Source organism: Pollutimonas sp. M17 (assembly GCF_025836975.1).
Classification (GTDB): domain Bacteria; phylum Pseudomonadota; class Gammaproteobacteria; order Burkholderiales; family Burkholderiaceae_B.
Map to the genome: position 1 here is coordinate 2,598,561 of NZ_CP107548.1, position 21,409 is coordinate 2,619,969.

The window sequence follows — 21,409 nt, forward strand, 5'->3', positions numbered from 1 at the left end:
CCCCGGAGTTTCTTAAAACTATGAAAACCGCACAAGAATTGCGCGTTGGCAATGTCGTCATGGTCGGCAGCGACCCCCTCGTCGTCCAGAAGGCCGAATACAACAAATCGGGCCGCAACTCGGCCGTCGTCAAACTGAAATTCAAGAACCTGCTGACCGGCTCGGGCAGCGAGTCGGTCTACAAGGCCGACGAAAAATTCGAAGTGGTCGTGCTCGAGAACAAGGAATGCACCTATTCCTACTACGCCGATCCCATGTACGTCTTTATGGACGGGGAATACAACCAGTACGAAGTCGAAGCCGAAAGCATGGGCGACGCGCTGAACTACCTGGAAGAAGGCATGCAGGTCGAAGTCGTGTTCTACGACGGCCGCGCCATCTCGGTGTCCCTGCCCACCATCGTCGTACGCGAAATCACCTACACCGAACCGGCCGTCAAGGGCGATACCTCGGGCAAAGTGCTCAAGCCCGCCAAAACCAATACCGGCATGGAAGTGGCTGTTCCGCTGTTCTGCAACATCGGCGACAAGATCGAAATCGACACCCGCACGGGCGAATACCGCAGCCGCGTGATGTAACTTGCGGTTCTGAATCAATCGTGAACCGGGTTCACGATTGGTCTGGAAACGGAAGGACTGCGCCGACGCAGCAAGCGGCCTTGCGCCGCCTGTTGCCGCCCCGCCTACTGCAGGCGGTCGTCATCAAGAAAATCGGGTATGGGCATAACGGCAATGCCTTCCCGCATCAATTCCTCGCGTTCCTCGGGCGTGGCGGTTCCGCGTATGGCCCGCTCCTGCGTCTCGCCCTCGTGCATCAGGCGCGCTTCATGGGCGAAACGGTCTCCGACGTTCTCAGTATCGCGCACGATGCCGCGTATGTGGCGCAGGATTTCAGCCTGGAGCCGCGCAAGCTGTTCGGTGGCGGGCGCGGCCACGGCCGCGGCGCCCGGCTTGCCGTCCGGCGAGGGCCCGGCCGCCGGCCCGGCGGGATTGCGTATATGGCTGACATTCAGCCTGGGGGCGGACAGCTTCTTGCTGACGCGATCGCTGTTGCAGACCGGACAACTCAACAAGCCGCGCTCCTGCTGGGTTTCATAGCTGCCGTCGGAACCGAACCAGCCTTCGAAGACGTGGCCCTGTTCGCATTGAAGGTCGAAAACTTTTAATGACATAACACCCATATGCGGGCGTCGAGCCCGAATTCAAGCCGCCTGCAAGTAAAAACAGGGCCGCAGCGGATCACTGCAGGACGCCCTACAGGCGCGGCACGGCGGCCAGCAGGCGGCGCGTCTCCGCATGAACGGGGGATTGCAGCACGGTTTCCGCCCTGTCCATCTCGATGATCCGCCCCTGATGCATGATGGCGATATGATCGGACAGGTATTCGACCACGCCGAAATTATGGGTGATGAACAGGTAGGCGATGTTGAATTCCGCCTGCAAGTCCTTGAGCAGGTCCAGTATCTGGGCCTGCACCGACACATCGAGCGCGGACGTCGGCTCGTCGCAGATCAGCACCCTCGGCTCCACCGCGAGCGCGCGCGCAATGGCGATGCGCTGGCGCTGCCCGCCGGAAAACTCATGCGGATAGCGCTCGGCCGTATTGGCGGGGAGGCCGACCCTGTCCAGCAGGTCGGCGATCCGGTTCCGGCGCTGCGTCCGGCTGCGTTCGGGCCGCAAGGCGGCAATGCCCTCATCCAGGATTTCTCCGACCAGCATGCGCGGGTCCAGCGAGGCATAGGGATCCTGGAAAACGATCTGCATGGCACGCCTCAGGCTGCGCAGGGCCGGGCCTTTTGCGGCCAGCAGGTTCTTCCCGTCCAGGTCGGCACGTCCGCCCACCACGGCCTGCCTGTCCAGCAGGCGCAGCAGCGCCTTGGCGGTCGTCGTCTTGCCGCAACCCGATTCGCCCAGCAGCGCCAGCGTCTGGCCGGCGCGCAGGTCGAACGACACATCGTCCACCACGCCGACGGCATCTGGCCCCCGCTTCCACAGGCTGCGCTTGCGGCCATAGGCCACGGACAGGTTCCTGACGGTGAGCAAAGGCTCGGGGCCCGACGGAGCGCGTGGCCGCGGTGTCGGGGACTGCCGGCCTTCGCCCTGGACCGACAAGGACTTTCCGCGCTTGGCGAAGCTGGGAATGGCGGCCAGCAGCTGGCGCGCGTAAGGGTGGCGCGGCGCGGCGAAGAAGCTGTCCGCGTCCACGGTTTCCACGATCTCGCCGGCGCGCATCAGGGCCACATAGTCGGCCACATTCTTCACCACGGCCAGATCGTGGGTGATCAGCATGATGGCCAAGCCCATTTCCTTCTGGATGTCGGCCAGCAGATCCAGTATCTGCGCCTGTACCGTGACATCCAGGGCGGTGGTGGGTTCGTCGGCGATCAAGAGCCGGGGCTCGGCCGCCAGCGCAATGGCGATCATGATGCGCTGCTTCTGTCCCCCCGAAAACTGGAAGGGGTAGTCGTCGATCCGCCTGTCCGCCTCGGGAATCCCCACCCGGCGCAGCCACCAGACCGCCCGCTCGGCGAGCGCCTTGCCGCGATAGCGGGTGTGCGCGCGCAGGGTTTCGTATAGCTGCTGCCTTACCGTCATGACCGGGTTGAGGCTGGTGGCCGGCTCCTGGAAGATGATGCCTATCCGGCCTCCGCGCACCTGGCGCATGCCGCTTTCGGAAAGGCCGTTGAGCTCAACCGTGCCCAGGTGTATGCGCCCCGCCGAAATCGCTCCGGCGTCGGGCAGCAGCCGCAGCAGCGCCAGGGCCGTCATGCTCTTGCCGCAGCCGGACTCTCCCACCAGGGCGAAGGTCTGCCCTTTGGCTATGGTCAGTTGCAGCGATTTCACCGCCTGGGTCAGGCCGCCGTCGCCGGCTATCTGCACGGACAGGCCGTCCACCGACAGAACCGTGTCGGCGCCGGCGCACCCGGAAGCCATGGAATCCGGTCCGTTCATGTCGGGCTATCCTTGATCTCCGGACGCCCGGCGGCCGGGACGGCGCCGGCGGGGAACGGCGCCAGCCGGGCCGGCCTGAAGCGGCGCATGCGGGGATCGAACGCGTCCTGGACCGCATCCGCGAAAATATTGGCCGAGAGCACCAGCGCCAGCAGGAACACGAAGGCGCCCAGCAGATTCCACCAGATCATCGGATCGCGCGACATCTCCAGCCGTGCCGCGTCGATCATGGTGCCGAAGGACGGCGTACTGGGATCCACGCCTATGCCCAGGTAGGACAGGACGGCCTCGTACAGGACCAGGCCGGAAAACTCCAGCACCATGGTTATCAGCACAATGTGCATGAGATTGGGCAGCAGATGACGCCGCATGATGCGCCAGTGGCCTACGCCGAAAGCCCTTGCCGCCTGGACGTATTCCAGTTCGCGCAGCTTCAGCGTTTCCGCCCTGAGCATGCGGCACAGGCCGGCCCAGCCGGTCAGTCCCAGTATCATGCACAACAGGAACAGGCGCAGGTCGGCGCGCGATGCGACCGTGTCGAACATGCCCGGATTGTTGTCGATATAGACCTGCATCATGAGCACGCAGGCGGCGATGAGAAGGACGCCCGGAATCGAGGTCAGCGTGGTGTAGATGTACTGGATGGCATCGTCGACCCGGCCCTTGAAGTAGCCCGCCGCAATGCCGAAGCCCAGCGCCGGGGGCAGCATGGCCAGCGTAGTCAGCGTGCCGATGACCAGCGCGGTGCGCACGCTTTTCAGGCATTGCCACAACACATCGTTGCCCGTTCTGTCGGTTCCCAGCACGTGGTAGTCGGCGCCCAGCGCCAGCGCAACGCCGGCCAGCAGCAGGATGATGCTGGATGTGACCCACATGGCGCGCCACGGAACGCCCGATTCGCCCCGCCACCACGCAGCCGCCGCCGGCCTCAGGCCGCGCCGCGCGCCCAGATGGCACAGCGTGAGCATGAACGCCGCCAGCGCCGACGCGGCCAGTCCGGCGGCTACGCCGCGCAGCAAGCGGGCCATGACGTCGTGCGCGTGGTCGTCCGCATCCTGCAGCAAAATGCCCGCATACTTGAGGCGGGGAAAATCGCGCACGGGCTGGCCGTCGATGATTTCGGTTTCCTTGACGAACTGCCGTATCGCCAGCGGCGCCGAATAGGTCTTCTCGCGCTGCGCCAGCTGCGTCAGCGACAACAGGTCGTCCAGCGCCGAGCGCAGCACCGGCGAGTAGATCGCCGCGGGCTCCGCCGCCTGCGGCCCGTTGGCGTGCACAGGAGGCAGCAGGGGCCGGTAATGTATGGAGTCCAGCACGCCGATCAGGGCGAAGCCGGCAAGCACGACCGCGGCGCACATGGCGGACGGTGTCCTGGCCACGCTGCCCCAGGCCGATCGCAGCGACGCGCTGCGCCGTATGCGCCAGCCGTAGGCCAGCATGGCCGCCACCAGCAGGAAGATGAAGATATCGGTCCAAAGGAATACGAATTTGGGCATGGACGTCTACTCGAAACGGACCCGGGGGTCGGCAAGCGTGTACGAAATGTCGGCCAGTATCAGCCCCACGATATACAGGGCCGAGCCCAGGAACACCATGGCCCTGACGATGGAGAAATCCTGCGCATTGATGGCATCGATGGTGTAGCTGCCCAGCCCCGGAATTCCGAAAAACGATTCGGAAATGAGGCTGCCCATGAACAGCAGGGGAATGGCGGAAACCGTGCCGGTCAGGATGGGCAGCATGGCATTGCGCAAGATATGCCTGAACAGCACGGCCCGCTCGGACAGCCCCTTGGCCCGCGCGCTGCGGACGTAATCCTTGCCGGCCTCCTCCAGGAATAGCGTACGGTAGAAGCGCGCCTGCGAGCCCAGGCTGGAGACGATGCCGACCAGTACCGGCAGAACCAGGAAGCGCAGGCTGCCCCAGCCGTCCACATAGCCGGAATACGGCACCCAGCGGAGGATCTTCGCAAACATCCATTGCCCGGCAATGATGTAGAAAAGCCCGGAAATCGACAGCAGAACCACGCAAAGGACCACGCCCGCGAAGTCGAGCCGGCTGCCTTTGAAGAACACCAGCATCAGCGCAAAGGCGATGCAGACGAACAGCCCCAGTACGAAGGTGGGCAGGGCCAGCGCCAGGCTGGGCCCCATGCGTTCCGCGATTTCATGGCCGATGTCGCGCCCCTCGTCCGAGAAGCCGAAATCGAAGCGCAGCAGGGGAACGGAACGCGCCGCGAATATCGTGTCCGTCCATTGCTCCGTCCCCTGGGCCCGGGCATTGAAGAACAGCGGCTTGTCGTAGCCGCGCTCGGCCTTCCAGCGTTCGATGGCGGCCTGGTTGACGCGCTGGCCGCCTATGGCAAGGCGCGCCATGTCGTCGGGCGTATTCACCGCGAAAAACAGCACGAAGGTCAGCAGGTTCACGCCGATCAGGATGAAGACCCCGTACAGCAGCCGGCGCGCAATATATCGGATCATGGCCGCTCCGCGAAATCGGCGCCCATCAGGGCGGGCGCCTTGTCCCGGCGGCGCGCCACCCGCCAGGCCGCCACGCCCCCCGCCGCGAACAGGGCGGCCAGCAGCCACAAGGGCCACCACAGCGGAGCATTCCATTCCTTGATCTTTTGCGCACGCAAGGCCGGGTCGATCCGGTAGTACTGCAAGGTATTGCGCACCATTTGCGTGGGCTTGGCGTTGCCCACCCATGCCTGGTAGGCTCCGCCCGACTTGGGGAAATAGCCGAACATCCAGGGCGCGTCCTTCTGGACGATGGCCACCATCTTGTGCACCAGTTCTTCCTTCTCGGGGCCGTCGTCCAGGAAACGCATCTGTTCGAACAGGCGGTCGAATTCAGGATTCCGGTAGTTCGAGGCGTTCTCGCCGCCGTTGGCGGCCTTGGCGTTGGGACCGTACAGCAGGAACAGGAAGTTCTCGGCGTCCGGATAATCGGCGACCCAGCCCCACATATACATCTGGGCGCTGCCATTGCGCATCTTGTCCTGGAAACGGTTGTAATCGGTGGCTCGCACCTCGAGCTGCACATTCAGGGCCGCCAGCTGGCGGCGCATCCAGTCCAGCATGGCGCTGGAACCCATGCCGCCGGCGGAATCGAAATACAGGATGAGGGGCTTGCCGGTCTGCGCGCTGCGGCCGTCCGGGTAGCCGGCCTCGCGCAGCAACTGCCTGGCCTCGTCCAGCGAACGCCTGACCGCCCTGCCGTTCTCCAGTTTATACACTTGGCGGTTCAGCCCTTCGGGCGGATCCTGATAGCCCGGCACGCCGGGCGGCACCGGCCCGTACGCCACCTGCGCCTCGTCGTTCTGGAAGATCGATACGAACTGCTCCCAGTCGAAGGCAATGCTGATCGCCTGCCTGAGCTTGCGGTTCTTTTCCTGCTGCTCGGGCGTATCGCCTCCGCCCAGCACGGGATCCAGCCAATTGAAGCCCAGGTAATAAAGCTGCGCCTCGGTGGAGCTGCGCAATTGCAGGCCATGGTCCTGGTAAAGCGCCGCCTTCTGCTCGGAATCGCCGGCCGCCACCCGCATGGCCACGCCATAGTCGCCCCGGTCGGCTTGCGGTATGTCGTAATAGCCTTGCAGGAACTTGCCCATCAGCGGCACGCTTTCCTTCTCCAGCGAAAAAACGATGCGGTCGATGAAAGGCGTAAGCTTGCCGCAATCGTCCAGCAGGCCGGCCTGGCGGTCGCCCGGCTCGCCCCGGCACGGATAGGGTTCACCGCGGAAGTTGGGATTGCGCTGCAGGACGTGGCGGCGGTTCACGATGGATTCGGCCAGCATGTAGGGGCCTGTGCCCACCGGCCAGGTGTTCAGGGAAAGATTGTGTTCCGCCATGCCGGGCTGATGATAAAAGCGGTCGGCCTCCCAAGGTATGGGTGCCGTGAAGGTCATGGCCAGCCAGTATTTGAACTGGGGATACTTGCCGATGACCTTGATGCGCAGGGTGTGCTTGTCGACGGCCTGCACGCCCTCGAAGCCTTCCTTGCGCAAATCCAGCCAGCCCTGCGCGCCATCCGGTTCAGCCTGGGCACGCAAGGCCTGATCCACCTGCTTCAGGCGCCCGCCATAATCGCGCATGCCCACCACGTGCTCGGCCATCACCCCATAGATGGGCGAAACGACGCGCGGGCTGGCCAGTCGCCGGAAGGCATAGACGTAATCATCGGCCAGCAGCTCGCGCGTTCCCGTCCGCTCGAAGTCGTCCATGCCGAACTTGTCGACGAGCTGGCCGGGTGCGATCGGCCAGTAGGCATAGCCGCCCTCCGCGTCGCGGGCAAAAGCGGGATGGGGCTGGAACAGGATGCCGGGCTTGATGCGGATGTCGTACACGCTGACGGCCACGTCCTGACCGGGCGCATCGGCCGGCAGGCGGCGGCCATCCTTGTCGAAATAGGCGGGGGGGTCGATGGATGCCGCGGCCCGTGGCACCAGGACGTAGGGCCGCGCCAGGTAATCGTAGCCGTACAGCGGCTCATAGATCGAATAGGTGAAGGGGGTTTCGTCGGTCGAATACGAACTGGCCGGATCCAGGTATTTGGGCGACCGCTGGGTAAAGGCCGTGTGCATCACATTGGCCTGTTCCAGGCCCTTGGCATAGGGGCTGTTCACCGGCTCGGGCGAACAGCCCGCCAGCAGGCACGCCGCCAGCAGGGCCCCAAGGCCGCGCAGGATTCCCGTGCCTAGCACCGCTGCTTCTGCCAGCATTGATAACGCCAAACCCATGGCGGAACCGGGTCGGGCTCCCGCCAGATCCCCTGGCGGTCCGCCTTGGCCTGGCGCTCCAGTTCGGGCAGCTTGCCGTCGCGCATGAATTTTCCGCGCCCTTCCATATTGGCCCAGGCCATGCCGCTTTGAACCTGTTTCCGGTTGGCCGTCGTGCCGCCCTCCAGCGGCACTTCGCAAATATTGCGCTCGTAGCGGTCGCGCTCGAAGCAGGCCACCGTAATGGTCCTGCCCGCGATCAGGGCCGCCAGCGCATCCCTGGAAGCCTGCGCATAAGCCTGGCCGGGCCGCTCGCGGTCTTTGCCCACTTCGGGCGCGTCGATGCTGGCCAGGCGCACCCTTTGCTGCCTGCCCTGCACCAGCAGATTGAAGGTGTCGCCGTCCGCGACACGGACCACGCGGCCGGTCAGTTCGTAGCCGCCCGCTACGCTTGCAGCGCCGGCCGGCCCGGGCCGGGCCTGGGCGGCGGGCTCGCCGAAATCGATGGCGCCGGCCGCCGCCAGCCCGGCGGCCACGACCAGCACGAGCACCTGGGTCCAGCGCCTGGCCATGAGGGCGCCGACCAGCCTGCGCAGCACATTATTCAATACTCCGTTCACTCGTTCCCCGTATCGATGCAAGCCCATGCACCCTGCCCGGAAGCCGGCGGGGCTGATCGATTATAGGGGTTGGACGCGCCCGGTCAAACCGGCCAGGCGCGTTCGAGGACGCTGTTCAGCGCCGACGGCGAGGTGGCCAGCCCATAGACCCGTCCTCCCGCGCCCTTGTAGCGGCTTTGCACGAAAGCGTCGGCCAGCCCCTGCGGAGCATGACGCCGCAACAAGCCGGCCTGCACCAGAAGCACCAGTTCCTGCGCGACATAGCGCCCCGCCGCCTCCAGATCGGGGCCGCTCAGGGCCAGCAAGGATCGCAGATGCCGCAAGCGCTCCGCCAGGACGGGCTCGTCGGCGCTGTCGCTTTCCAGCGAGCTGAAGAGGGCCTGCGCCTGTTCCGGATGCCGCTTGAGCGCCCGGAGCACGTCCAGGCACATGACATTGCCCGATCCCTCCCAGATGGAGTTGACCGGCGCCTCGCGATACAGCCTGGCCATGGGGCCGTCCTCGATATAGCCATTGCCGCCCCAGACCTCCATGCACTCGGCCGTCGCCTCGATCGCGCGCTTGCACACCCAGAACTTGGCCGCCGGCGTAAGGATGCGGCGATAGGCCTGGTCCACCAGGTCATCGGACGGGTCGAAAGCCCGCGCAAGGCGCAGGGCCAGGGCCGTGGCCGCCTCGCTTTCCAGGACCAGGTCCATCAGCACGCTTTGCATCAGGGGCTGCCTTATCAGCGGGTGGCCGAACGCAATCCGGTGGCGCGCATGATGCAAGGCCTGGACGACGGCCTGCCTGAGCAGGGCCGCGCTGCCCAGCACGCAGTCCAGCCGCGTATACGCGGCCATCTCGACCAGCGTGGGAATGCCCCGCCCTTCCTCGCCGACCAGCACCCCGGTGGCGTCCAGGAACTCGACCTCGACGCTGGCATTGGACGCATTGCCCAGCTTGTTCTTCAGCCGCTGGATGTGGACCGGGTTCTTGCTGCCGTCGTCCAGCCAGCGCGGCACGTAGAAGCATGAATAGTCCTGGCCATGCCGGGCCAGCACCAGGTGCGCATCGGACATGGGCGAGGACAGGAACCATTTGTGGCCGACCAGGCGATAGGGCTGCCCGCGCCCCGGCTGACCCAGCGGCTCGGCCCGCGTGGTGTTGCCGCGCAGATCGGAGCCGCCCTGCTTTTCGGTCATGCCCATGCCCACCATCATGGATGTCTTGCGCGACAGCGGCGCGTCGCGTTCGTCGTATTGCAGGCCATACAGGTACGCGCGGACCGACTCGAACCATTCCTCTTTCTGCAGCAGCGGTATGGCGGCCGAGGTCATGGTGGCCGGGCACAGCGTGCCGGCCTCGACCTGGCCGTGCATGAGATAGGCCGCCGCGCGAGCCACCTGCGCGCCGGGTCCGGGCGCCGACCAGGCGCTGCAATGCATGCCTTGCAGGAAGGCCATGCGCATGAGCCGGTGCCAGGCCGGATGGAAGCGGACCCGGTCCACGCGGTGGCCCAACCGGTCATGGGTTTCCAGTTCGGGCCGGTACCGGTTGGCATCGTGCCCCAGCGCAAAGGTCTCTTTCAGGCCCAGGCGCCCACCGTAGTGCAGCAGCGCTTCGCGATGCGCCTGGCCGCCCTCCCGGATGACGCCTTCCTGCAGCGCCGTGTCGCTGGCGTACAGGTTGTAGTCGCCCAGTTCGGGAACCTGGTTGGTCACTTCATGCGTAACCCAGTTCATGATGCACCTCGCTTGCCGCCCCCGGCGGCCTATAGCCACTTGGCTTTCTTGAACTTCCAGTACAGCACGCCGCATGCCGCGAAGGTCAGCCCCATGATGGCCGGGTAGCCGTAGAACCAGTTCAGTTCGGGCATGACCCTGAAGTTCATGCCGTACACGCCCGCGACGGCGGTTGGAACCGCCAGTATGGCGGCCCATGCCGCCAGCTTGCGCGTGGTGTCGGTTTGCTGCGTCTGCCCTATCATCAGGCTGGCCTCGAAGGCGAAAGCCAAGGCCTCGCGCAGGCTGTTGATGAATTCGTTGGCGCGCAGGATGCGGTCGGCCACTTCGCCGAAATAGCCCCGGCTGTCGGCATCGATGTGGCGCATCTCCACCCGCGACAGCCGCCGGCAGATTTCCGCCATGGGAGCGATGGCCGTATGGATGCGCAACAGGTCCCGGCGCTGCCGGTACAGCCGCCGGATGTCGCTTTCGCGGAACCCGCGCAGCAGGAATTGCTGCTCTATGCCTTCCACGGCGGTCTCCAGCCTTGAGAGCGCGGCCACGTAGCGGTCCACCAGCAGGTCCAGCAAGGCCGAAGCCACATAGTCGCTGCCCCGCCCCAGGAATTCGGGGGAGTTCTCCAGCAGTTCGCGCAACTCGTGATGGGTGGCCGTCGCGCCGCGCCGTATGGTCAGCAAAAAGCCCTTGCCGATCAGTATCTGGGTATCGCCGAAGCTGGGCTTCAGGTTCTCGACTTCGACCGTGATGGCCACGATCAGCGTCATTTCTTCGTATTCAACGACTTTGGGCCGCCGATGCGGTGAAATGACCTCTTCCAGGGCCTTGCGCGAGAACCCCAGCTGTCCGCCGAGCTGTTCCAGCAAAGCGGGCTCGGGGTCCTTCAGGCCGACCCAGAGCAGGCCCGAGGACGTATCAAGGCTTGCATCGATGCGGTCCAGCGGCACCTTTTCCGGCGCGCGGCCCGAACGGTACAGCACGGACGCGATCACCGCCTTGTCGGCGGCTTCAAAAACGGCGCTATCGCCGGCCATGTGACTTACCTCCGTTTGCAGGCATGCACGAGCATGCGGAAGGCCTGAAATCATCATAGCACCATGCTGCCGGCGCCTCCTCCGGACTGTTAAAGTATGGCTTTGACATTCCGATATTCGATACGCAGCAATAGGGGCAGACATGATCCGCGATTCCGAAACCCAAACCCTGCTGGAGGACGGCGTGCGCCGCTTCGTGCAGGAAGTCCTTGTGCCGCGCGAAGAGGAAGTCGCCGAAACCGACCGGATACCCGCCGACATCGTCGGCCAGATGAAGGAGCTGGGCCTGTTCGGGCTGTCCCTGCCCGAAGAATATGGCGGCCTGGGCGTGACCATGGAAGAAGAGGTTCGCATTGCCTTCGAGCTGGGCCAGACCTCGCCGGCGTTCCGCTCGCTGATCGGCACCAACAACGGCATAGGCGCGATGGGCATTTACCTGGACGGCACGGATGCGCAAAAGCAGGCTTATCTGCCTCGACTGGCCAGCGGCGAACTGATCGGCTCCTTCGCCCTGACCGAACCCGAGGCGGGGTCGGATGCGGCCTCGCTGCGCACGACCGCCGTGCGCGAGGGTGATTTCTATATTCTGAACGGCACCAAGCGCTTCATCACCAATGCGCCGGAGGCCGGGATATTCACGGTCATGGCGCGCACGGATCCCGCCGTCAAGGGGGCGGGCGGCATTTCGGCATTCATCGTCGAGGCGGACTCGCCGGGCTTGTCGCTGGGCAAGACCGACAAGAAAATGGGGCAAAAAGGGGCGCACACCAGCGACGTGATTTTCGAGAACTGCAAGGTGCCCGCGGCCAATCTGATCGGCAATCGCGAGGGGGTCGGTTTCAAGACGGCCATGAAGGTGCTGGACAAGGGCCGGCTGCATATTGCCGCCGTGGCCATCGGAGCCGCCAAGCGCATGCTGCGCGACGCCCTGGACTATGCCATGAACCGCAAGCAGTTCGGCAGCGCGATCAGCGACTTCCAGCTGGTGCAGGGGATGCTGGCCGACTCCAAGACCGAGCTCTACGCCGCGGAGTGCATGGTGATCGATGCCGCCCGCAAGCGCGACGAAGGGCGCGACGTGTCGATAGAGGCTTCATGCGCGAAGTATTTTTCCACGGAGATGTGCGGGCGGGTGGCGGATCGGGCGGTGCAGATCCACGGCGGGGCGGGCTACGTCAGCGAGTACGCGATCGAGCGCTTTTACCGCGATGTGCGGCTGTTCCGGCTGTACGAGGGCACGTCGCAGATCCAGCAGGTCATCATTGCGCGCGGGCTGACGAAGGGCGCAAGCATCTAGCGGTCAGGGCTTGAGCGGGATTGCATTGCTGGATGTGCCTGGATTCGGCCCTGCGGCCGGGCATCCGATAAACAGCGCTTGTGCGTTTTCAGGACCTGCCCGTTCACGATTCATTTTCGAGGATTTGTTCAATGACTGAACGTCAACTTGTTGTAGCGGGAGCCGTGATGCTGCTGATCGGCGTGGGCGCCGGAGCATTCGGCGCGCATGGCCTGAAGCGCCTGATTTCGCCGGAGATGCTGGGGGTGTGGCAGACGGCGGTACTGTATCAGCTGGTCCACGGTCTGGGGCTGCTGCTGCTTGCCGTGCTGTGCGCCCGATTCGGTGTTTCTTTGCTTGGCGTGGCGGGCGGCGTGATGCTGCTGGGGATCCTGATTTTCAGCGGCAGTTTGTATGCGCTGGTGCTGACGGATGTGAAATGGCTGGGGGCGATTACGCCGATAGGCGGGGTGGCGTTTCTGGTGGCCTGGGGGATGGTGGCGGTGGCGGCTTATCGGGGGAGCTGATGGCTTTCTAAGCCACGATTCTCTCGTTTCTTTAGCACTGTTTTTTGGCATCGGGTTTTCTCTGGCTTCTCTTCTCTCTTAAGCCACGCCAGTTTTGGGATCGAACGGTTCCTGATTCTTAAGCGGCGTGGCTGGCGGGCCCAGGCCGCGCCTGGAAGGAAGATGCAGGTGTAAGGTCCGGTCTTGGCAAACACAGATCAAATAGCGGGCGATGGCAAGGCTTCGCCCCGTTCAAGCGGGCCGTTGAGACAGACCCACACGCCTACCATGAAAGACACACAGCTTGGCAGAATGCGGCTTCAGCTCACACCCAGCAAGGCCTTCAATCCCGCCTCGTCCAGTACAGCCACGCCCAGTTCCTGGGCCTTGGTCAGCTTGCTGCCGGCCTCTTCGCCGGCGACCACGTAGGCGGTTTTCTTGGATACGGAGCCGCTGACTTTGCCGCCGGCGGCCAAGATGTGGCGGGTGGCTTCGTCGCGGGTCCAGTTGGGCATGGTGCCGGTCAGGACCAGGGTCTTGCCGGCCAGGCGCTGGGCGCCGCCCGCTGGGGTAGCTTCGGGCTCCGGGTGGACGCCGGCCTCGGCCAGGGCGGCAACGACCTGGCGGTTATGAGGTTCGGCAAAGAAACGGAGGATGGAGCCGGATACGACGGGGCCGACGTCGTTGACCTGCAACAGGGCTTCTTCGTCGGCGTCCATGACGGCATCGACCGAGCCGAAGTGCCGGGCCAGATCGCGCGCGGTGGTTTCGCCGACGTGGCGGATGCCCAATGCATACAGCAGGCGGCCCAGGGTCGGCTTGCGGGCGGCGTCCAGGGCGGCCACGAGGTTCTCGGCGGACTTGCGGCCCATGCGTTCGTAGGCCGCCAATTCGTCCGCGTTCAGCGTGAACAGGTCGGCCAGCGACTTGACGCGTCCGCTCTCCACCAGTTGGTCGACCAGCTTTTCGCCCAGGCCTTCGATGTCCAGGGCCTTGCGCCCCGCCGCGTGGGTCAGGCTTTGCTTGCGTTGCGCGGCGCAGAACAAGCCGCCCGTGCAGCGCGATATGGCCTCGTCCTCGGGCCGTTCTATGGCCGATCCGCAAACCGGGCAGCTTGCCGGCATGGCGAACAAACGGGCGTCTTCGGGCCGCAGTTCCGGCACCGGCGCGACCACTTCGGGTATGACGTCGCCGGCGCGGCGCACGACGACGGTGTCGCCGATGCGCACGTCCTTGCGGCGGATCTCATCTTCGTTGTGCAGGGTGGCGTTGGTGACGGTGACGCCGCCGACAAAGACGGGCTTCAAGCGCGCCACGGGGGTGATGGCGCCCGTGCGTCCGACCTGCACTTCGATGTCCAGCAGTACGGTGGTTTCCTCCTGGGCGGGGAATTTGTGCGCGATGGCAAAGCGCGGAGCGCGCGCCACGTAGCCCAGCACCTCTTGCGCGGCCAGCGAATTCACTTTGTAGACGACGCCGTCGATGTCGAAGGGAAGCGCGCCACGGCCGGCGCCCGTGCGCGTATAAAAGTCAAGCAAGCCCTCTGCACCCGCGACCACCGAACGGGACGCGTTGACGGGCAGCCCCAATTCCTGGAACCAGTCCAGCATGGCGGAATGGCTGGCACGGGGCATGTCGGCGTCGCCTGCCTCTTGCCGGAACAATTCGGTCTGTCCGTCGTGAACGATGCGTATTTCGCCCCAGCCGTAGGCGAAGAAGCGCAAAGGCCTTTGGGCGGTGATCCGGGGATCGAGCTGGCGCAGGCTGCCCGCCGCCGCATTGCGCGGATTGACGAAAATCTTGTCGCCGCGCGCCTGCTGGGCTTCGTTCAGGCGTTCGAAATCGCGGCGGTTCATCAATACCTCGCCGCGCACTTCCAGCACCTGCGGAAAATCGCCCGCCAGCATCAAGGGGACGGAACGCAGCGTGCGGATGTTGCTGGTGATGTCTTCCCCCGTCTGTCCGTCGCCGCGCGTGGCGGCCTGGACCAGACGTCCCTGTTCGTAGCGCAGGCTGACGGCCAGGCCATCGAACTTCAGTTCCGCCACGTATTCGACCTGGCCGTCGGCACCGGCCATGCCTGCGCCCGCCAGGGTGTCCGACACCCGCTTGTCGAACGCCAACACGTCCTCGGCCTGGAAGGCGTTGCCCAGGGAGCGCATGGGCACGGCATGCCTGACGCTCTTGAATGCCGACAGGGGCTGGGCGCCGACGCGCTGCGTGGGCGATTCCGGCGTGATCAGATCGGGATAGGCCTGCTCCAACTCTAGCAGCTCGGACATCAGCCTGTCGTACTCCGCATCGGAGACGACGGGCGCGTCCAGAACATAATAACGGCGATTGTGCTCGGCGATTTGCGTGCGCAGGGCCGCCAGCCTTTGCGCGATTTCCGCGCGCCCTTCATCCCTGTCGGTCACGAAAAGACCCTTACGGTGCGCTCCGCGCCGGCTTCGAAGCCGGCCTGTGCAAGCCGCTTGTACAGGTCCAGCAGCTGTTTATCGATGGTGTGATCCGCGCCCTCATGCACGGGACGGCCCTGATCGTCCAGGAGCTCCGCCTTCAGGCGCTTGGCCAGGTCGCGGCCCACGCTGGCCATGCGGCTGAAGGCCTGCTCGTCGGCGGGGCTGTTTGGCAGGTCCAGCAGCAGGTCGACGCGATCGACGCCGGCCGACTGCACATCCTGGGGCGGGACCCCGTCGAACAGGGCGGTGAAGCGCGGCGTGCCGGTATCGGACATCCAGGCAAGCTGCCGGCCGTATGCCAGGAAGCCGGCCTCCTGAAGCACCCGCGTCATGTCCGCGACCGGCGCGGTGCCTGGCAGGCGCAATACCAGGGCCACCTGGGCGTCCAGGCCGGCGCAATGGCCGTCCAGCTCGCGGGCGCGCTGCATGACTTCGTCCTGTTCGGGCGCCTCGATGGCGCCGTCGAAACGCTCGGCCAGGTCTTGCGCCATGCCCCATAGCTGCGACCACTCGATCTCGGTCAGCGGGCCGCTGCGATTGGCCAGCAATACGGCCAGCTGCATGGACACGTAGGCTTCGCCGGGCCGTAGCCGGGCCCGGTGCCCGCCGCCTTCCCGCTCGGCGAAAATGCGCACGGGCTTGCTGCCCGCCTTGTGCAGGGACTGGATAGCCTGGTGCAGTTGATCGGTGGGAATCGCTTGCGCAAAGCCGATGTCTATCACGACCTCGGTGGACGGATCGACTTCGGCGGTGTCGTCGGCGGCCGTCTCCTGGGCGGTGTCGATGGCGCCGAAAGCCGGTTCTCGCCGGCCCCCTCCCATGGGATTGCCGCTCATCAGGGGATCGAGTTCACGCTCGGGGAAGTGCTCCTGCATTTTCTGCCGTATGCGCCTGTCCTGCCACCAGTTGAAGACGAGGACGATCAGGATCAGTAGTACGCCAAGGAGGATCAAACCGATTTGCAAGTCACTCATTGTCAGCCTCGCCGTATTGCCAAAGGTTTAAGCGTGTGCGCACCATCAGACCTCGGCCATTTGCAGGGCGGAGTCGATATCCACCGCAACAATGCGCGACACGCCTTGTTCCTGCATGGTAACGCCCACCAGTTGCCTGGCCATCTGCATGGCGATCTTGTTGTGTGAAATGAACAGGAATTGCGTCTGCTCGCTCATGCTGTCGACCAGCTTGGCATAGCGCTCGGTATTGGCGTCGTCCAGCGGCGCGTCGACTTCGTCCAGCAGGCAGAAGGGGGCCGGGTTCAGCTTGAACAGCGCAAATACCAGGGCGGTCGCGGTCAAGGCCTTTTCTCCGCCCGACAACAGATGTATGGTGCTGTTGCGCTTGCCCGGTGGCTGGGCCATGACCTGCACGCCGGCATCCAGGATTTCGTCACCGGTGATGACGAGCCTGGCTTCGCCGCCGCCGAACAGGCGCGGGAAAAGTTCGCCGAAATGTCCGTTGACCGTATCGAAAGTGCCTTGCAGCAATTCGCGCGTTTCGCGGTCGATCTTGCGTATGGCGTCTTCCAGGGTCTCGATGGCGGTGCTCAGGTCCTCGTGCTGGGAATCCAGATAGCCCTTGCGCTCGCGCGCCGCGTTCAGCTCGTCCAGCGCCGCCAGGTTCACCGAGCCCAGGCTGTCTATGCTGCGCGAAATGCGCTGCACCTCGGACTGCAGCCAGTTCGTGCGGCGCCATTCCTCGGGCCGCTGCTCCAGCAATTCGCGCAGCTTCTGGCGGTCGACCTGCTGCGTATCCAGCTGTTCGGCGAACTGCTCGACCGCCAGGCGGGCCGCCTGCTCCTGCAATTGCAATTCCATGATGCGCGCGCGGCGCGGTTCCAGCGAACGCTCGAGGCTGACGCGTTCTTCGTCGGCGCTGCGCAGCATGGCGGCCAGGTTGTCCAGTTCGATGCGCGCCAGGTTCAGCGCTTCCTCACGCTCGGCGCGCAGCTCCAGCGCGTCCTGCAGGCCGGCCTGCGAGGCCGACGCATCCAGTTCGAACAGTTCGCCCTGTAAGCCTTCCAGTTCGGCATTGGCGCGCTGCGCCTGGTCCACGGCCAATTGAAGATTGCGCTTGAGCTCGGCGATGCGCGTCTGCAAAGCGCGTTCCGCGTATTCGGACTCGTGCACCGCGCGTTCCAGATCCCTCAGGTGCTGGCGCGCCTTCTCGGCCTGCGCGTGCAGGTCCTCGCCCGACATCTCGGCCTGCGAGAAGTTTTCCTGGTGTTCGCCCAATTGAATGTCCAGCGCTTCGAACCGGGCTTCGGATTCTTCCTTGCCGGCCAGCAAGGTCTCGCTTTGCAGCGCGATCTCGGCCAGCTCTTCGCGGATGCGGGCGGCCCGCTCGCCAGACTGCTCGGCTTGCTGCTTCAGGCGGGAATACTCCAGCTGCACATCGTGCAGGCGCCGGGTCAGCTCGGCCACCCGCTGGCGCGCCGGCCCCTGCGATTGCGACACCTGCTGCCAGGCGCTTTCGGCTCGGGCGACACCGGCCAAGGCCTGGTCGGCAATGAGCTGGCGGGCTTTAAGATCGCGCCGCAGGTTTTCGATTTCCTGCTGCCTGGCCAGCATGCCGGCCTGTTCCGAGTCGGGCGCGTAGAAACGCACGCTGTGCCTGTCGACAAGGTGGCCTTCCTTGACCACGTACAAGCCGCCCTCGGGCAGATCGTTGCGCAGGGACAGGGCCTTGCCCATGTCGGCGCACACATACACCTGCGCCAGCCAGTCGTTCAGCAAAGTGCGCAGGTCGGGATCGCTGATGCGCAAGAGGCTGGCCAGCGAGGTCAAGCCAGGGATGGGCGGCGCGGCAGCGGCGGCCACGGGCAATTGATAGAAAGCCAGGCGGGCCGGCGGCGCATCGCCCGCGAAGGCGCCGGCATGATCCAGATTGCGCAGTTCCAGGCCGGTCATGCGTTCGCGCAACACGGCTTCAAGCGCCGTTTCCCAACCGTTTTCGATATGCAGCTTCTGCCACAGGCGCGCCAGGCCGGTCAGCTCGTGATGCGCGAGCCAAGGCTCCAGCGCCCCCTGCTTCTGGACGTCGTCCTGCAGTTTTCCCAGTGCGGCCAGCCGCGCATCGAGCCGGGCCAGGGCCTGCGCCTCTTCCTGCGCCGCGCCCTGTGCGCTGCGGCGCTGTTCGTCCAGTTCGGGCAGGCGGTCTTCGAGTTCCAGCAGTTGCGCCTGCGCCTCGTGCAGTTGTTCTTCCATGGCGGCGCTGTCGCCCGCCAGGCGTTCGATATTGTCCGGATCGGGCGCGTTCAGGTCGCGCAGTTCCTGCTCCAACCGTTCTTTGCGCAATTCCAGCGATTGCAGTTGCCGATCGGCGTCGCGCTGGGCCTGAGCCACCAGGGCAAGCTCCTGTTCGACACGCGCCAGCACGCCGCGCATTTCGTCGCGCGATGCCGCGGCGGACCGGAGCTGGCTTTCGATGCTGGGCAATCTGGCTTGCGCGTCGTCGGCCTGGGCCCGCGCTTCCTCGGTACGGGCCGCCGCCGCTTCCAGGTCGGACTCGGCCTGGGCGATCTGCTCGGTGCAATGGACTTGCTGATCGGCCCATTCCTGAAGCTGTTCCTGCAACTGGTTCCGGCGCGCCTGCACGCGATTGCGTGAATCGACCACATGCCGGATTTCGGCTTCCAGCCTGCTGACCTGCGCACCCGCCTCGAAAAGCAGGCCTTGCGCGGCATGCACCGCATCGCCGGCGGCGTAATGCGCCTGCCGGCGCGATTCCAGCGCCGATTCGCCCGCACGCAGACTGGCCGTTGCCGCTTCCAGTTCCGTCTGGGCCTGTTCTATGGATAGAAACCTGGCCTGCTGTTCTTCCCGGGCATTGCTTTCCTTCAGCAGCCACAAGGCGTGCTGCTTCTGCTCCCCGTCTTCCTGCAAGGCCCGGTATTGTTGCGCCACCTCGGCCTGCCCTTCCAGCTTCTCGAGCTGGCTGGCGAGTTCGCGCAGGATGTCTTCGACCCGCGTCAGGTTCTCGCGCGTGTCGCTCAGTCGGTTCTCGGTCTCGCGGCGCCTTTCCTTGTAGCGTGACACACCGGCCGCTTCTTCCAGGAATACCCGCAATTCCTCGGGCCGGGCCTCGATCAGGCGATTGATCATGCCCTGGCCGATGATGGCGTATCCACGCGACCCGAGCCCGGTGCCCAGAAAGATATCGTGGATGTCGCGGCGCCGCACCTGCTGGTTGTTGACCAGGTAGCTACTGGTGCCATCGCGGGTCAGCACCCGCCTGACGGCGATTTCCGAATAGGTGCTCCACTGCCCCGCCGCCCTGCCCTCGGAATTGTCGAAAACCAGTTCGACGGACGCCCGGGCGGCCGGCTTGCGGTTGCCCGAACCATTGAAGATGACGTCCTGCATGGATTCGCCGCGCAGTTCCGACGCCTTGGTCTCGCCCAAAACCCAGCGCACCGCATCGATGATGTTGGACTTCCCGCAGCCGTTGGGGCCCACCACGCCCACCAGTTGGCTGGGCGTGGGAATAACCGTCGGCTCGACGAACGACTTGAAACCGGCTAGTTTTATCTGAGTCAGACGCACAATAAGCGAACAATTAAAAGAAGACAGCAGACTCCGTAATTCATACGGGACGGTGAAAAAAACAACGGGCTGGCGGGGCCGGCACATGGCTTGCGCGACCGGCTCGTATGATAACGCACCATGCGGCGCCTTCCATGCCCGTAAATAAAACTACGCTATTATTTTCTGTTTGCGCCGTCGCGCGGACGCTATACTCGTTAACATTTTTTTGCTATTTGTTTGCATGGCCAACCCCTAACCACCTACGAGATTTCCATTGAAAAAAGGCTTTTATCTGGTCATGATAGCCCAGGCGCTCTCGTCCGTGGCAGACAACGCATTGCTGATAGCCGCCATCGCCCTGATCGCCGATTTGCATGGGCCCGACTGGATGGCGCCCATGATGAAATGGTGGTTCGCGCTGGCCTATGTCGTGCTGGCCGCCTTCGTGGGAGCCTTTGCCGACTCCTTCCCCAAGGGCCGGGTCATGTTCATCACCAACGCCATCAAGGTCAGCGGCTGTCTGCTGATGTTCAGCTATGGCTGTTTCGGGCTCGAAGCCGACCACCAGTTGATTCTGGTGTTCTGCGCCTATACGCTGGTAGGGATAGGCGCGGCGGCCTACTCGCCGGCCAAGTACGGCATCGTCACCGAGATGCTTCCCCCTGAATTGCTGGTCAAGGGCAATAGCTGGATAGAAGGTCTGACCGTGCTGTCCATCATCGTGGGCACGGTCCTGGGCGGGGTGCTGATCAATCCCACCGTATCCGATGCGGTGTTGTCGCATTCCTGGCTGCCCGCCTTCGTGCAGACCCGCACGGAAGGCGCCATACTCATCATCGGCATCGTTTATCTGCTGGCCGCCGGAACCAATCTCCTGATACCGCTTACCAATGTGCGCTACCCCAAGCAGCAGACCAATCCGATCAAGCTGCTGCGCACCTTCAACGGCTATGTCCGGATACTGTGGCACGACAAGCTGGGCCAGATATCGCTGGCGGTCACCACGCTGTTCTGGGGAGCGGGCGCCACGCTGCAATTCATCGTCATCGAATGGGGCGCCCGGCATCTGGGCTACAGGCTGGACCAGGCCTCGGTGCTGATGGGCGTGGCGGCGCTGGGCACCGTGGCGGGCTCCATACTGGCGGGCCGGGTTCCCCTGAAACGCGCCCTGATGGTATTGCCGGTGGGGGTGATCATGGGCTTTGCCGTCATGCTCATGCCCATCGTGCGCGAACAGTGGGCCGTATACGGCGTGCTGCTGCTGATCGGCGGCTTGTCGGGCTTTTTCGTGGTGCCCATGAATGCCCTGCTGCAGCACCGTGGACACGTGCTGCTGTCGGCCGGCCACTCCATCGCCGTGCAGAATTTCAATGAGCAATTGAACATCCTGCTGATGCTGGCCGTCTACAGCCTGATGCTGTGGCTGAATCTGCCCATCAATGTCATTATCGTCATCTTCGGCCTGCTCGTGTCGGGGCTGATGCTGGTATTCATATACTGGAATCGCCTGAATCACCGCGCCAATCCGGGCCTGGAAAACACCATAGGCCAGCATGGCCATGGGCAGGCCCTGCGCCAGCACTGAATCAG

General features: G+C 64.6%; 15 protein-coding genes. 4 read left to right on the forward strand and 11 right to left on the reverse strand.

The annotated features are described in order from the left end of the window. The first annotated feature begins 20 nt into the window (after positions 1-20). Complete coding sequence (gene efp, locus OEG81_RS12260) at positions 21-578, forward strand: elongation factor P (protein WP_264129539.1); 558 nt, start codon at positions 21-23, stop codon at positions 576-578. Between the two features lie 104 nt (positions 579-682). On the opposite strand, the gene OEG81_RS12265 is transcribed toward efp, so the two are convergent. From OEG81_RS12265 to OEG81_RS12300, 8 genes are all read right to left on the reverse strand, one after another. Next, a complete protein-coding gene (locus OEG81_RS12265) occupies positions 683-1,171 on the reverse strand; it encodes a DUF1178 family protein (RefSeq protein WP_264129540.1) in 489 nt (162 codons plus the stop codon). An 82-nt stretch (positions 1,172-1,253) separates the two neighbouring features. Next, a complete protein-coding gene (locus OEG81_RS12270) occupies positions 1,254-2,951 on the reverse strand; it encodes an ABC transporter ATP-binding protein (RefSeq protein ID WP_264129542.1) in 1,698 nt (565 codons plus the stop codon). Next, complete coding sequence (locus OEG81_RS12275; protein WP_264129543.1) at positions 2,948-4,447, reverse strand: ABC transporter permease; 1,500 nt, start codon at positions 4,445-4,447, stop codon at positions 2,948-2,950. The genes OEG81_RS12270 and OEG81_RS12275 overlap by 4 nt, the downstream gene beginning before the upstream one ends. A gap of 6 nt (positions 4,448-4,453) precedes the next feature. Then, positions 4,454-5,431 carry an ABC transporter permease gene (locus tag OEG81_RS12280; protein ID WP_264129544.1) on the reverse strand — a complete coding sequence of 326 codons (978 nt, stop codon included), beginning with the start codon at positions 5,429-5,431 and terminating at the stop codon, positions 4,454-4,456. Further along, on the reverse strand, positions 5,428-7,656 hold the full coding sequence (locus OEG81_RS12285; protein WP_412034145.1) for an ABC transporter substrate-binding protein: 2,229 nt from the start codon (positions 7,654-7,656) through the stop codon (positions 5,428-5,430). Before OEG81_RS12285 ends, OEG81_RS12280 begins: the two co-directional genes overlap by 4 nt. Next, the gene (locus OEG81_RS12290; RefSeq protein WP_264129547.1) at positions 7,650-8,291 is read right to left on the reverse strand and encodes a thermonuclease family protein; all 642 of its coding nucleotides are present in this window, start codon (positions 8,289-8,291) and stop codon (positions 7,650-7,652) included. The genes OEG81_RS12285 and OEG81_RS12290 overlap by 7 nt, the downstream gene beginning before the upstream one ends. A gap of 83 nt (positions 8,292-8,374) precedes the next feature. Then, positions 8,375-10,015: an isovaleryl-CoA dehydrogenase gene (locus OEG81_RS12295; protein WP_264129548.1), complete on the reverse strand. Its 1,641-nt coding sequence runs from the start codon at positions 10,013-10,015 to the stop codon at positions 8,375-8,377. 29 nt (positions 10,016-10,044) lie between these two features. Then, positions 10,045-11,049: a magnesium and cobalt transport protein CorA gene (locus OEG81_RS12300; protein WP_264129550.1), complete on the reverse strand. Its 1,005-nt coding sequence runs from the start codon at positions 11,047-11,049 to the stop codon at positions 10,045-10,047. A 142-nt stretch (positions 11,050-11,191) separates the two neighbouring features. Here OEG81_RS12300 and OEG81_RS12305 point away from each other — a divergent pair, with 142 nt between their 5' ends. Beyond that, positions 11,192-12,346 carry an acyl-CoA dehydrogenase family protein gene (locus tag OEG81_RS12305; RefSeq protein WP_264129551.1) on the forward strand — a complete coding sequence of 385 codons (1,155 nt, stop codon included), beginning with the start codon at positions 11,192-11,194 and terminating at the stop codon, positions 12,344-12,346. A 131-nt stretch (positions 12,347-12,477) separates the two neighbouring features. Further along, entirely contained in the window at positions 12,478-12,852 is a 375-nt protein-coding gene (locus OEG81_RS12310) for a DUF423 domain-containing protein (RefSeq protein WP_264129552.1), read from the forward strand. A gap of 299 nt (positions 12,853-13,151) precedes the next feature. Here the strand turns inward: OEG81_RS12310 and ligA are convergent, their stop codons facing one another. From ligA to smc, 3 genes are read right to left on the reverse strand one after another with little or no spacing between them, the layout of a single operon-like run. Continuing rightward, complete coding sequence (gene ligA, locus OEG81_RS12315; protein WP_264129553.1) at positions 13,152-15,248, reverse strand: NAD-dependent DNA ligase LigA; 2,097 nt, start codon at positions 15,246-15,248, stop codon at positions 13,152-13,154. Next, entirely contained in the window at positions 15,245-16,267 is a 1,023-nt protein-coding gene (locus OEG81_RS12320; protein WP_264129554.1) for a cell division protein ZipA C-terminal FtsZ-binding domain-containing protein, read from the reverse strand. The genes ligA and OEG81_RS12320 overlap by 4 nt, the downstream gene beginning before the upstream one ends. Before the next feature lie 45 nt (positions 16,268-16,312). After that, positions 16,313-19,837 carry a chromosome segregation protein SMC gene (gene smc, locus OEG81_RS12325; RefSeq protein ID WP_264129555.1) on the reverse strand — a complete coding sequence of 1,175 codons (3,525 nt, stop codon included), beginning with the start codon at positions 19,835-19,837 and terminating at the stop codon, positions 16,313-16,315. A gap of 256 nt (positions 19,838-20,093) precedes the next feature. On the opposite strand from smc, the gene lplT reads away from it, so the two are divergent. After that, positions 20,094-21,404, forward strand: coding sequence for a lysophospholipid transporter LplT (lplT, locus tag OEG81_RS12330; RefSeq protein ID WP_264129556.1), 1,311 nt, complete (start codon positions 20,094-20,096; stop codon positions 21,402-21,404). The last annotated feature ends 5 nt before the right edge of the window (positions 21,405-21,409 follow it).

Excerpts from the sequence above, each read along its gene's own strand:
- efp (WP_264129539.1), top strand. The coding sequence starts at position 21 with ATGAAAACCGCACAAGAATTGCGCGTTGGCAATGTCGTCATGGTCGGC.
- OEG81_RS12265 (WP_264129540.1), bottom strand. The coding sequence starts at position 1,171 with ATGTCATTAAAAGTTTTCGACCTTCAATGCGAACAGGGCCACGTCTTC.
- OEG81_RS12305 (WP_264129551.1), top strand. The coding sequence starts at position 11,192 with ATGATCCGCGATTCCGAAACCCAAACCCTGCTGGAGGACGGCGTGCGC.
- OEG81_RS12310 (WP_264129552.1), top strand. The coding sequence starts at position 12,478 with ATGACTGAACGTCAACTTGTTGTAGCGGGAGCCGTGATGCTGCTGATC.
- OEG81_RS12270 (WP_264129542.1), bottom strand. The coding sequence starts at position 2,951 with ATGAACGGACCGGATTCCATGGCTTCCGGGTGCGCCGGCGCCGACACG.
- OEG81_RS12320 (WP_264129554.1), bottom strand. The coding sequence starts at position 16,267 with ATGAGTGACTTGCAAATCGGTTTGATCCTCCTTGGCGTACTACTGATC.
- OEG81_RS12275 (WP_264129543.1), bottom strand. The coding sequence starts at position 4,447 with ATGCCCAAATTCGTATTCCTTTGGACCGATATCTTCATCTTCCTGCTG.
- OEG81_RS12300 (WP_264129550.1), bottom strand. The coding sequence starts at position 11,049 with ATGGCCGGCGATAGCGCCGTTTTTGAAGCCGCCGACAAGGCGGTGATC.
- OEG81_RS12280 (WP_264129544.1), bottom strand. The coding sequence starts at position 5,431 with ATGATCCGATATATTGCGCGCCGGCTGCTGTACGGGGTCTTCATCCTG.
- OEG81_RS12295 (WP_264129548.1), bottom strand. The coding sequence starts at position 10,015 with ATGAACTGGGTTACGCATGAAGTGACCAACCAGGTTCCCGAACTGGGC.